The sequence below is a fragment of the Neorhizobium sp. LjRoot104 genome (assembly GCF_964253725.1).
In the GTDB taxonomy this organism is placed as follows: domain Bacteria; phylum Pseudomonadota; class Alphaproteobacteria; order Rhizobiales; family Rhizobiaceae; genus Neorhizobium.
The window spans coordinates 860,913-873,338 of the sequence record NZ_CAXURS020000002.1; the positions used below are offsets into that span (position 1 = coordinate 860,913).

General features: G+C 61.8%; 10 protein-coding genes. 5 read left to right on the top strand and 5 right to left on the bottom strand.

Annotation, left to right across the window (positions count from 1 at the left end; genetic code table 11):
• Positions 1-13: 13 nt before the first annotated feature.
• From ACSQ8R_RS26245 to ACSQ8R_RS26260, 4 genes are all read right to left on the bottom strand, one after another.
• Positions 14-1,480, bottom strand: a complete 1,467-nt coding sequence (locus ACSQ8R_RS26245) for a multicopper oxidase family protein (protein WP_436256271.1) — start codon at positions 1,478-1,480, stop codon at positions 14-16.
• Positions 1,481-2,396: 916 nt separating this feature from the next.
• Positions 2,397-3,536 carry a mandelate racemase/muconate lactonizing enzyme family protein gene (locus ACSQ8R_RS26250; RefSeq protein WP_436256272.1) on the bottom strand — a complete coding sequence of 380 codons (1,140 nt, stop codon included), beginning with the start codon at positions 3,534-3,536 and terminating at the stop codon, positions 2,397-2,399.
• Positions 3,537-3,549: 13 nt separating this feature from the next.
• Entirely contained in the window at positions 3,550-4,470 is a 921-nt protein-coding gene (locus ACSQ8R_RS26255) for a dihydrodipicolinate synthase family protein (RefSeq protein WP_436256273.1), read from the bottom strand.
• Entirely contained in the window at positions 4,463-5,182 is a 720-nt protein-coding gene (locus ACSQ8R_RS26260; RefSeq protein ID WP_436256274.1) for a GntR family transcriptional regulator, read from the bottom strand. The genes ACSQ8R_RS26255 and ACSQ8R_RS26260 overlap by 8 nt, the downstream gene beginning before the upstream one ends.
• A gap of 122 nt (positions 5,183-5,304) precedes the next feature.
• Here ACSQ8R_RS26260 and ACSQ8R_RS26265 point away from each other — a divergent pair, with 122 nt between their 5' ends.
• From ACSQ8R_RS26265 to ACSQ8R_RS26285, 5 genes are read left to right on the top strand one after another with little or no spacing between them, the layout of a single operon-like run.
• Positions 5,305-6,900 carry an ABC transporter substrate-binding protein gene (locus tag ACSQ8R_RS26265; RefSeq protein WP_436256275.1) on the top strand — a complete coding sequence of 532 codons (1,596 nt, stop codon included), beginning with the start codon at positions 5,305-5,307 and terminating at the stop codon, positions 6,898-6,900.
• Positions 6,901-6,924: 24 nt separating this feature from the next.
• Positions 6,925-7,986 carry an ABC transporter permease gene (locus ACSQ8R_RS26270; RefSeq protein ID WP_436256276.1) on the top strand — a complete coding sequence of 354 codons (1,062 nt, stop codon included), beginning with the start codon at positions 6,925-6,927 and terminating at the stop codon, positions 7,984-7,986.
• 20 nt (positions 7,987-8,006) lie between these two features.
• Entirely contained in the window at positions 8,007-8,921 is a 915-nt protein-coding gene (locus ACSQ8R_RS26275) for an ABC transporter permease (RefSeq protein WP_436256277.1), read from the top strand.
• On the top strand, positions 8,914-9,762 hold the full coding sequence (locus tag ACSQ8R_RS26280; RefSeq protein WP_436256278.1) for an ABC transporter ATP-binding protein: 849 nt from the start codon (positions 8,914-8,916) through the stop codon (positions 9,760-9,762). The genes ACSQ8R_RS26275 and ACSQ8R_RS26280 overlap by 8 nt, the downstream gene beginning before the upstream one ends.
• Before the next feature lie 9 nt (positions 9,763-9,771).
• The gene (locus ACSQ8R_RS26285; RefSeq protein WP_436257286.1) at positions 9,772-10,548 is read left to right on the top strand and encodes an ABC transporter ATP-binding protein; all 777 of its coding nucleotides are present in this window, start codon (positions 9,772-9,774) and stop codon (positions 10,546-10,548) included.
• Positions 10,549-10,687: 139 nt separating this feature from the next.
• Here the strand turns inward: ACSQ8R_RS26285 and ACSQ8R_RS26290 are convergent, their stop codons facing one another.
• On the bottom strand, positions 10,688-12,343 hold the full coding sequence (locus ACSQ8R_RS26290) for a GMC oxidoreductase (protein WP_436257287.1): 1,656 nt from the start codon (positions 12,341-12,343) through the stop codon (positions 10,688-10,690).
• Between the last annotated feature and the right edge of the window lie 83 nt (positions 12,344-12,426).

Genomic DNA, 12,426 nt, shown 5'->3' on the forward strand with positions numbered 1-12,426 from the left:
GTCGGTCTCCTGATCAGATCGCGCCGTCGTAGGCGATGTAAGTCATCATGCCCGTGGCCATGTGGTACAGATGGTGGCAGTGAAGCGGCCAACGTCCGGGATTGACAGTATCGAACTCCACCACAACCTCGGCCATCGGCGTCAGCAGGACGGTATCGCGGACGGCTCCGCGGAATTGCCGGCCATTGACGCCGACGACCTGGAAATGATGCCCATGCAGGTGCATAGGGTGCGCCATCATCGACATGTTCCGCATCGTGAGGCGTACCCGCTTGTCTTTGGAAACGTCCAGTGGCGCGGGCGGGTCGATGCCCCAGGTGTACGCGGCCATGTCACCCGCCAGTGTGATGACGTACTGATGGTCAGGTGACCGGGCGGTGAGAGGTGTTGCAGCCCGAAGCTGCTGCTCCAGACCCAGATCGAGAACAGGACTGGTCGCCGACGCCGTTGAACCGATCTTTCCAACGGCTGCATCCTTGGTCGCGAGGATGATGCCGGTCTGTTCCTTCGCACCTTCGCGAAGCGCGAGGATGGGGTAAGAGCCGGGGCCAGCGGGAAGCTCCAACCGGATGTCGAGGCGCTGACCCATCGAGATCGGGAGCCGGCCGGCTGGTATGGGCTCGATGTCGATACCGTCCACGGCAATCAGACTGCCGACAATGCGTCCGGTATCGATGGTGAAGGCCGTCGCGGTCGCTCCGTTGATGATGCGCAGGCGTACCCGGCCGCCTTTCTCGATACTGACGACCTCCGGATCATCCAGGGTTCGGTCATTCGCGAGATAGGCATCGTATTCGATGTCGTTGAGGTCCATGGCGGACATCCCCGCCATCGGCATGCTCATCGTCGACATGCCGGTCATCGGCATCCGATGTCCCTGCATGTTCGTCATCGTCTGCATCATGCCCTGGTGGCCCGACTGCATGCCGCCATGTCGCGAGCCGCGGCCCTTTAGTCCTTCAAGCAGCTCCTCCGGAGACTTGAACGAGAAATCGTGCAGCAGGATCACCACCTCCTGTTCGTCACGGGCGCGGTCTTCCACCGTGCGGACAATCAGCGGCGCGGCAAGCAGGCTCTGTTCCTGCAGCGTGTGGGCGTGCATCCAATGGGTGCCGCCAGGGCCGACGGGAAACGTGTAGTCCCGTGTTTCCCCGCCAGTCAGCAAGGCGGCCGGATTGTCCGGTACGCCATCCATGTTCCACGGCGGCGTCAGGCCATGCCAATGGATGAGGGTGTCCTCGGATGTCTCGTTGAGGAGGCGGATGTTGAAGTCCGTGCCCGCATCCAGCACGAGGCCGGGCTTGCCGCCGCGGTCGGCCAGTCCGAAGACGGATGCAGCCTTGCCGTTGACGTCCAGGGTTCGCTTTCCGATGACGAGATCAGTCAGGGCGGGATTTGCAAGTCCACGGGTGGAATTGAGGATAGGCGAGACGACTGCCGCACTCACGGCGAGCGTCTTCAGGAATTGACGGCGATACATGATATGCCTCTCGATCTATGTCGGCATGCCGACAGTGCTGATGACGGAATTGGCCCGCTGACAGGCGGGCGCGACATCAGGCAGCGGATCGCGGAGGCTTGAACCCCGGTGAGGGAGCCCTACCGGCAAGGTGATCCTGGAGATCGAAAATACGGGCAACAAGGATCGCCATGTCCGACGACGTGGTCGTCGGTGACGGAAGGATCAGTAGGCAGAGGGTACAGATGCCGCTGCAACAGGCCTCATCACCAAGGGCTATCTTTGGCTTTGAATGATGATCGCCTTGGTGAGGGTGATCGATGGATGCGCTGTATTCCGTCGAGCACGGCTGGAGGGTGGCATGGGAAGCAGGCGCACTGAAGAGAATAGCGACAGCGATCAGCGTGACGCATATCCTCCAGATCAGTGGTTTCCGCTTCCGCGAGTCCATTTTGCTCAGCCTGTTTCTGCCCTATGGACAATTTACGGGTCCTCGACACACCCGCTTTGATCTTCATCAAGCATGGATCACAGAAGCGCAGCCACGGCATTCCGGATGCCCAACTCTTTTCTACGAAGAGTGCCCCTTCCGACTATGGGAAGGTCAAGTGCCGTTTTGGCGTTCGCGTGCGTGTTGGAGAGAGGTCCTCGCCCTGTCATCCGCAGACGGCACTGACGGCGCGGACTGATGCCGATCCGGTTCTATCGTCACCCGATCTTCCTTATAGTCATAGGTGACTGCTTTGGTCGGTGGATGACGTGCTGAAGCGGCCGAGCCACAGCTACAACCAGGCGCTCTTGAACGCCGTGCCGCCCACGCATACCAAGCGCGGCGAACTTCGAGGCCTGGGCGACGCGATGGCGGAGCGAGGTCGTGAACATGGGGCCCGGCCCAGCGGATGGAGCGGTGGGCTTTGCGCTTTGGCCAGGCTCGGTTTCACGGATAGGCGGTCGAGCCATCCGGCTTGCGGGTGACTTTCCGCTCCCAATGCACGTAGTCTTCCGTCTCCAGCACCTTCTCGTCGATCTCGATACCCCAGCCCGGGCGATCCGGACGCAGGTTCATGTATCCGTCCACCGGCATATAGGGGTCGAGCGCCCAGGGCGCATGTATATGCGGTTTGAACTCCAGGATCTTGAAGTTCGGCTGTGCGGCGCAGAAATGGATGTTTACGGCAGTTGCGAGCGGGCCCATCGGGTTGTGGGGCGCGACGGTCACGTAATGCGCTTCCGCGATCGCTGCGATACGGCGCATCTCGGTAACGCCGCCGACGACGCAGATGTCCGGCTGGATGATGTCGGCGCCGCGGGCGGAAAGCAGCGACAGGAATTCGAAGCGGTTGTACAAGGATTCGCCGGTAGCCAGCGGCACGGTGACTTTCGACTTCAGCTCCGTCCATGCGGGAATATGTTCTGGCCGGATCGGTTCCTCGTAGAAGAGCGGGTCGTATGGTGCGATCGCGGCGGCCAGCTGCACGGCCTGGTAGGGTTCGTAGATCTTGGCATGTGCGTCGAAGGCAAATTCGAAATGCGAGGGGGTGATCTCGCGGATCCTGCCAAAATAGTCGCCCGTCTCCTTCACCAGTTCGCCCCAGCGGCTGTTGTGAAGATCGCGGCGATAAGGGCTCAGCTTGAACGCGGTATAGCCGAAATCTTCGTTGAGCCGGAGCGTCTGCTCGAGCGCGTCCTGCGGATCCGGGGCGGTATAGACGCCGCAATAGACGCGGACGCGGTCACGCACATTGCCGCCCAGCAGCATGTAGACCGGCAGGCCCGCGGCCTTGCCGGCGATATCCCACAATGCGTGATCGATCGCGGAAATCGCGGCAAGGCCCAGGGCTCCGGGAGGAAACCGGCATTGTTGGTTGAGTTTCAGGACGAGGAACTCCACCCGGCGCGGGTCTTCTCCCTCGATCTGATGGAGGAGGTAGTCGAAAAGCGGTGGCAACGCCCAGTCCGGGCCGTGATTGTAACATTCGCCCCAGCCGGAGATGCCTTCGCTGGTCTCGATCTTGAGAAGCAGGCGGGGACGGTCGTCCACGCGCTGCATGTAGGTCTTTATCCCGGTGATGTGCACTCTGGTTTTCTCCTCAGGCGGCGGGCGTTTCGGTTTTGACGCGATCGACAATGCCGCGCAGGATCCGCCGCTCGTCCTCGTTGAGAGCGACGACGCCCGGAACGCGAACCGGTCCGACTTCGGTGCCAAGCATGCCGAGAGCTTCCTTCACGACCGTCACGTTGGCGCCGTTGTTGTATTTGGTGCGCAGCGTCTCGAAGCCGGCAATGGCGTCGATCAGTTCACGCGCCGTCGCATAATTGCCGGCCTCCAGCGCCCGATGGATCGCGTGCGAGCGTTCGGGGAAGACGTTGACCAGGCCCGACGTGAAACCCTTGGCGCCCATGGCGTAGAACGCCGGCGCCCAGCCTTCCGCCAGACCGCAGACCCAGATCGCCGGAGCGTCATGGGTGGCACGGATGATTTCGGCAAGCAGCATCAGGTTCGACGAGGCGAACTTGATGCCGGCAATGTTCGGATGCAGGGCGAGTTTGCGGAAATCCTCGACCGAAAGGCCGTCGCTGCGCACATATGCGATGACCGGTACGCTGCAGAAATCGGCCAGTTCCAGGAAATAGGCGGCCTGATAGGACGGCCCGGCAAACGGGTCCATGGGATGGTGCCCCATGATCGCATCCGCACCCTCGGCAATCGCAGCCTTGGCAAGCGCCTTGGCCTCGGTCAGCGAACGACCGACGGCAGCGCTTACCAGCGACTTGCCGTCGGCGGCCTTGATGGTAGCGGCATGTACCGTGCGGACTTCGTCCATGGTCAGCGTGAAGAACTCGCCCGTATTTCCGGCCGCCATCAGGTTGTGCACCTTGGCGGCTGCCAGACGCCTGATCAGCGCGTCGAGCTTTTCGACGTCGACAGTCCCGTCTTGCCGGTAAGGCGTCACCGGAACACCGGAAATGCCGGTCAGCGCCTTTCTTACAGTCTGCAGCCTGTCATTCACGCCCAATATCCTTTTTGTTGCCGAAAACGATGTTCAGATAGGTTTCGCCGGAGCGCACGACATGATTGCGCATCTGCCGCTCGGCGAGATCCGCATCACCCGTAACGATGGCCCTGGCGATGGCGGTGTGCTCTTCGAGCGCCTTCTGGCGCTCCGCGAGATCCATGTGGATGACGCGGCGGATGCTGGCGTCGTAGAATTGCTGCCGCTCGATCAATTTCGCCAGATAGCCGCAGCGGGAACTGCGGTGAATGTGCTCGTGGAATTGCTCGTTGAGGGAAATAAGGCTGTCCGCATCCGCGGAGGTCGTCGCCTTGGCCATCAGGTCGGCGATTGCCGTCAGCTCGGCGCCGGCCGGCTTGCCGATGCGCTTCGCGGCCAGATGCGCGATCATCGATTCGAGCGCCGCGCGGGCGAGAATCATCTCCTCGGCCCAGCTCATGTCGAACCGGATGATGACGCCGCGCCGGGGCAACGCCTCGACCAAACCTTCCGTCTCGAGCTGGCGAAGGGCCTCCTTGACCGGCGTCGTGCTGACGCCGAACTGCTCGGCGAGGCTGCGCTCGTTGACCTTTTCCCCCGTCGCGAATCGGCCGGCGAGAATGGCAGCGCGCAGGGTGCGATGGACGTGATCCCGCACCGTCATCTGAAATTTCGGATCGATCTTCGCAAACGCTTCGGACCGTGGGCTTCCGGTTGGCTCAGGAATCATTTTTCGCGAAATCCGTTGACGGGGCTGTGAGAGTGTGGGATCTGATATACCAGACTTCAGATCTATGTCGATACGAAAATCTGTCGTCGATGCGATTTGAGGAGCCCGGAGGAGGATTTTCTATGCTCAGACGCCACGTCATTCTGCTTTCCAGCATTGCCGCCCTGTCATGGGTTGCGCCAAGCCTCGCTTCGGCAGCGACGCCGAAGGATCAACTGGTCGTTGCCATGGACACCTCGTCCCTGCGCGGACTTGACCCCAACGAGATCAATCAGCTGGAGGCCGCGGAGATTGTCGCCAATCTTTACGAGCGGCTGATCGTCCTGCCGGCCGACAACATTTCGAAGCCGCAGCCGGGCCTCGCCGAGAGCTGGACGATTTCGCCGGATGGCAAGACCTTCACCTTCAAGGTTCGCTCGGGCGTCAAATTCCACTCCGGCAACCCGCTGACGGCAAAGGATGTCGAATGGTCGCTGCGCCGGCTGGTGAAGCTCGGCCTCGCGCCATCGACGGACCTTCGTCAATGGGGCTTTACGGCCGATAACGTCGAGAAGCTCATTCGTGCAACGGACGGTTCGACCGTCGTTGTCGAAACCCCGGAGGTCTGGAATTCGAACCTCATCCTCTATTCGCTCGCCAGCTTCTCCACCTCGATCCTGGACAGCAAGTTCCTTGCCGACAAGGACAAGGGCGGCGATATGGGCAGGGAATTCCTGCAGACCGCCGACGCGGGCTCCGGCCCCTATACGCTGCGGACGTGGCGCGTCAACGAGTTGATCATCGCCGAAGCTTTCAAGGACTACTGGCAGGGCGAACCCAAGATGCGCCGCGTGCTGCTGCGTCATATCCCTGAATCGTCCGCCCAGCGTCTGCAGATCGATGCCGGCGATGCCGACGTGGCAACGCGGCTTTCGTCCACCGACCTCGGCGCGCTTGAAACCGGCGGCAAGGTGACGATCCAGAAGACCCCCGGCTTCGGCTTCTACTATCTGGCCCTGAACCAGAAGGACGAAATTCTTTCGAAGCCGAAGGTGCGCGAGGCATTCCGCTATCTGATCGACTATGACGGCCTCGCCGGCACCGTCATGAAATATTACGGCATCAAGCAGCAGACGATCGTGCCGGGCGGTCTGCCGGGTGCGGTCGATAAGAATCCGTACAAGCTTGATATCGAAAAGGCCAAGCAGCTTCTTGCCGAAGCGGGCTATCCGAACGGCTTTTCCAAGGTCTATTACGCGACGCCGGTGACGCCCGAATACGAAGTCGCCCAGTCGCTTCAGGCCAATGCCGCCAAGGCCGGCATCAAGCTCGACCTGCAGGGCGGCGACCATATCGGCAAGTTCCGCAACCGCCAGTTCGAGGTCTTTTCGGCACGCTCCGGCGATCGCCTGCCCGACCCGCATGCGGTTCTCCAATCCTATGCGACCAACGCCAACAATTCCGACGAGGCCAAGCTTGTCGGCCTGAACGCCTGGCGGACTGCCTGGGATGTTCCCAAGGAAATCCAGCAGATGGTCACCGCCGCCGCGCACGAGACCGACCAGTCGAAGCGCGCCGACCTCTACACCAAGATCAACGAGGCCTATCTCGCTTCGTCGCCGGCCTTGGTCACGTCGTTCCAGCGCACCGACGCCAAGGCGGTACGCAACGAGGTGAAGGGCTATATCGGCCATTCCACCTGGCTGACCCGCTGGGACACGGTCAACAAGGGCAATTGATCGCCTCTTCGAGGAACTGCACAAGTGAGCATTTCACAGACCACCGAAACGCGACGCGCGGGCAGCAGAAAGCTGCTGTCCGCCGGGCGTAAACTGGCCACCTCGCTCGCGGTGATCGCGACGACGCTGCTTGGCCTCCTGATCATCACCTTCGTCGTCGGCCGGATGATCCCGGCGGACCCGGTCATTGCCGTAGTCGGCGACCAGGCGGATCAGGCGGCCTATGATCGCGTCTACAAGGAGATGGGGTTGGACAGGCCCATCTATGTGCAGTTTGGGTCTTATCTTGCCGATATCGTGCGACTGGACTTCGGCCAGTCGCACGTCACCAAGAACCAGGTGGCGAGCGATCTCGCCCGGGTATTCCCGGCGACCCTGGAGCTCGCCACGCTCGCGACGATCATCGGCGCAGGGTTCGGCGTTCCCCTCGGCATCCTGTCCGCCGTGCGCAAGGGCACCTGGGTCGATCATGTCGCCCGCATCGTCGGCCTGCTCGGGCATTCCACGCCGATCTTCTGGATCGGCACGACGGTGATCCTGATATTCTATGCCAATCTCGGCGTCATTCCCGCCGGCGGCCGCATCGACATCTATAACGAGGGGCTGGTCGAAGGGCCGACCAATTCGCTGATCGTCGATGCGATTCTCGCCGGGGAATGGGAGGTGTTCTGGAGCGCGCTCCACCACGTCATCGCGCCCGCGCTCATCCTCGGTTATGCGGCGATGGCCTATCTCAGCCGCATGAGCCGCAGCTTCATGCTCGAACAGCTCAGGCAGGAATATATCCTGACGGCACGCGCCAAAGGCCTCGGCAAGCGGCCGATCATCTGGCGCCACGCTTTCCGCAACATCAGGGTCCAGCTGCTCACGGTCGTAGCGCTCGCCTATTGCGGGCTGCTCGACGGCACCGTCCTTATCGAGACGGTCTTCGCCTGGCCGGGCCTCGGCCAGTATCTCACCTCCGCCTTGTTCTTCGCGGACATGAACGCGGTTCTCGGCAGCGTGCTCCTGATCGGCATCATCTCGATCGCGATCAACCTCCTGTCCGATATCGTCTATCGCTTCATCGATCCCCGAACCCGATGATCCAGGACCCCGGTACCCCCATGACCAAATCCGGTTACTTCACCGACCTCCATAACTGGCTCATCAACGAGGATTTCACCTCCACGAAACAGGCCAGACTGCACAAGGCCTATGTGGCATGGCTCAGCCTGCTCGCGAACCCGCTGGCATTTGCCGGCTTCGCCGTGGTCATAATCCTCGTCATCATTGCCGCACTGGCACCTGCGCTGACGGTCTACGATCCCTACAGCCAGGACCTGACGATGGCGCTGAAGGCGCCCTCGGCGAGCCACTGGTTCGGCACCGACGAGTTCGGCCGCGACGTCTATACCCGCGTTGTCTATGGCGCGCGCACCACGCTCTATATCAGCATCCTGGTGACTGTCATCGTCGCGCCGATCGGCTTCGTGATCGGAGCCAGCGCTGGTTATCTCGGCGGCTGGATCGATGTGGTGCTGATGCGCATCACGGATATCTTTCTTTCCTTCCCCAGCCTCGTCCTGGCGCTGGCGTTCTCGGCAGCGCTTGGGCCCGGCATCGAAAATGCGGTGATCGCCATCGCGCTGACGATCTGGCCGCCGATCGCCCGTCTGGCCCGGGCGGAAACGCTGACGTTCCGCCATGCCGACTTCGTCGTTGCCGCGGAGCTGCAAGGCGCACGCATGGGCCGCATCCTGCTTCGCCATATCGTGCCGCTTTGCGCGCCGTCGATCATCGTCCGCCTGACCCTCAACATGTCGAGCATCATCCTCACCGCCGCCGGCCTCGGCTTTCTCGGCCTTGGCGCCCAGCCGCCGATGGCCGAATGGGGTGCCATGGCAGCCGCCGGGCGCAAGTATCTTCTCGATGCGTGGTGGCTGACGACGATCCCGGGCCTTGCAATCCTGGTCGTCAGCCTGGCATTCAATCTCTTCGGCGATGGCCTGCGCGACATACTGGATCCCCGCAATGCTTAAACCGCCGGAAAACATCCTGACCGTTCAGAACATGTCGGTGGAATTCCCGACGCTGTCCGGCGTCGTCACCGCCGTGCGCAACGTTTCCTTCAGTGTCGGCCGCGAAAAGGTTGGCATCATCGGCGAGTCCGGCTCGGGCAAGAGCACGGTCGGGCGCGCGATCATGCGGCTGCAGCCGCCACAGGCGGTCGTCAAGGCCGACAGGCTGCAGTTCGAAGACATCAACCTGTTGACCGCACCCGAAGCACAGATGCTTTCGGTACGCGGCCGTCGGATCTCGATGATCCTGCAGGACCCGAAATATTCACTCAATCCGGTCATGACTGTCGGTGAGCAGATCTCGGAGACCGTCATCCTGCATGAGCGTGTCTCGCGGAAGGAAGCGCGGCAGCGGACGCTCGCCATGCTGGAGCGTGTCAACATCCGCGATCCGCAGCGCGTTTTCGACCTTTACCCGCACGAGGTTTCCGGCGGCATGGGACAGCGCATCATGATTTCCATGATGCTGATCGCCTCGCCGTCGTTGATCATCGCCGACGAGCCGACCTCGGCGCTGGACGTGACCGTGCGCCAGCAGGTCCTGTCGATCCTCGACGACCTTGTGACGGAGCGGAACCTCGGGCTGATCTTCATCTCTCACGATCTCAACCTGGTGCGCAGCTTCTGCGACCGCGTCATCATCATGTATGCGGGCCGCGTCGTGGAAACGATCGCGGCGGCCGATCTGGACGACGCGCAGCATCCCTATACCCGCGGCCTGTTGAACGCGCTGCCGAGCCTCGACCATCCGCGCGAGCGGCTCGAGGTCCTGCGCCGCGATCCGGCCTGGTTGGAGAACTGAACCATGACCATGATCAAGGTCGATCATCTTGCTGTTTCCTATGGCCAGGGCGACACCCTCATCCGTGTCGTCAACGATGTGTCCTTCGAGGTTGCGAAGGGCGAGACATTCGGACTGGTCGGCGAAAGCGGCTGCGGCAAATCCACGGTGCTCGGAGCGCTCGCCGGCCGCAACAGGCAATGGACCGGATCCATCCGGATCGACGGCGAGACGATCGGCCAGAAGCGCTCCATATCGCAGCTCGCCAAGCAGCAGATGGTGTTCCAGGACCCGTTCGGCTCCATCCATCCCCGCCACACGATCGGGCGGACATTGCTGGAGCCTCTCGAAATCCACGGCAAGGACAACTGGCAGGAACGCGTCGAAAAGGCGCTCAAGGACGTCGGGCTGCCCCTCAATTTCCGCTATCGCTTCCCGCACCAGCTTTCCGGCGGACAGCGGCAGCGCGTGGCGATTGCCCGGGCCCTCATCCTGGAACCGCGGATCCTGCTGCTCGACGAGCCGACCTCGGCTTTGGACGTTTCCATCCAGGCGGAAATCCTCAACTTGCTCAAGGATCTGCGCGATCGGGAGACGCTGACCTACATCCTCGTCAGCCATGACCTGGCGGTCGTCGCACATCTCTGCGACCGCGTCGCCATCATGCAGAACGGCGGCTTCGTCGAGATTGCCACCAAGGCGCAACTGGTCGCCGGAACCGTCGCGCATCCTTATACCCGCGTTTTGATGGATGGCAGCAAAGGTTATGTCGCCTCCAGACGCCCGGTGGGTGCTACACCCTCCTGAGGGTCTTCAGATTGGCGCTTGCGCAGGGCCTGGCCACGCGCGGCGGCTCGGCCGTGCCAAAGCTTTACGAGGCTGACGGCAGAAATCCCGGGTTTGCTTTTTGGTCCGGTATCGACAACCTGTCATCGCCTCCGACAGCTCATGATGATACGCGATGGCCGGATGCCAGTTGCCTACACGCACGAACTGTCAAGGCCATCACGGTCAGAGTTGTCCCTGAAACACCACTTGTCGCGAAGGCGCTTGCGTCGGTGACGAGCAGATTGGGAACGTCCCAGCTGCGGTTCCACCGATCCAGCACCGATGTTTCGCGTGATGCCCCCATCCGCACACCGCCGCTTTCGTGAATAGCGGCGCCCATAGGCATGCTCCTGTGGAACATTCTGCGGAAAAGGAAGCGGCTGAGTGGGTCGGAGCCGGGATACGCGCCCTTACCCATTTCCCTTAGGCCGAGCGGGGAGCCGATAAATTCCAACTCTCCACCCGCCTGCTTAACCATCTCGATCAATGTCTGTTCCTGACGGCCGAGGAGCTCGCGTTCTCCGTCATTCATGACGCAGCGAATATGCGGCACCGGGATATTCAGCCCATCCACTTTGCGTGGGTCGAGTGTCACCCGGTTGTCGGCATGCGGCAGCATCTCTCCGTATCCGAAGAACGCCATGCGGCCTGGGGTGTCGCCTGCGACAGGCCCTCTGCCAACGGTTCCCTGGAAGGCGAAGTTATTTCGGCTATGGTCGCTCGCAAAACCTTCGAAGCGGGGGATGAATATCCCTCCCGATCCTGCATAAAAGGGATCCGGCGGCGCGGAATGGTCCTTCGTCCATCCCGGAACCGGAGGGAACTCCCCGATTGCAAGACAGGGCAACTGGTCCATGAAATATCGGCCCAGTGTTCCCGAACTGTTGCCGAGCCCATCAGGGTGGCGTGGCGCCCGTGAATTCAGGAGTAGCCTGATGGTTTCGATTGGCGAAGCGCAGACGACCACATGGGCGGCACGCACCGTCTCCGTAATCCCGGTGGCGCTGTCGGTGAGTTCTGCGCCGGTCGCGAGGCCGGTCTTGTCGTCGGTCGTAATGCGGCGCACGACTGCGTTGTAGCGAATGGTCAGCAGGCCGCTTGCCTGCGCATCCCGAAGGGCACGGGGAACGCGCTCTGCTTCCGGGGCGATATAGCGCCAGGAGACAACATGCCGCTCGGGCCAACGCCCTTCAACGGATGATTTGAACACCTCTTCCGCCGGCGTCAAGTTTGAACGCTTCGCATATACCCCGTCGGGCAGCGTAGGAACATTGTCTTGCTGGCCGTAGAGGCCGAGATAGGATTCGACCTCCGCGTAGAAAGGATCCAGTTCCGAATAGGAAATGGGCCAGTCCGCTCCCTCTCCGGTCCGGGTGCGATGCTTGAAGTCATCGTCGCTCCACCGCATGAGAACCCGGCCGAATGTGTGCAGCCTGCCGCCAGCCTGGCGTCCCCTGATCCACAGGAATGGTGCGTCAGCCGGCGTGGTATAGGGGTTCTTGCGATCGTTGACGAAGAAGTGGCTCATCCACTCCTTGAAGAAGACGGCCCGCGCCTGGACGGCCTGTCCGTTAGCCGCGGCGCGTGCCCGCTCCCAGATATTGATGTCCTTCTGCACCGGCTTCTTGCGGGAGGGATCGAAATCCTTCGAGCCGATCGCCGGTCCTGCCTCGAGAAGAAGGACGGAGAGGTCCTGGGCCGTCAGTTCCTTTACCGCGAAGGACCCGGCCGCGCCGGATCCGACGACCAGTGCATCATAAATGGTTTGAGACATTGTTGTTAGATATCCTGCGTGCGGCAAAGGGCTGTTCTGGAAGGAGCGGTCGCAAGAAACCTGGGTGATCTCAACACAGGCGT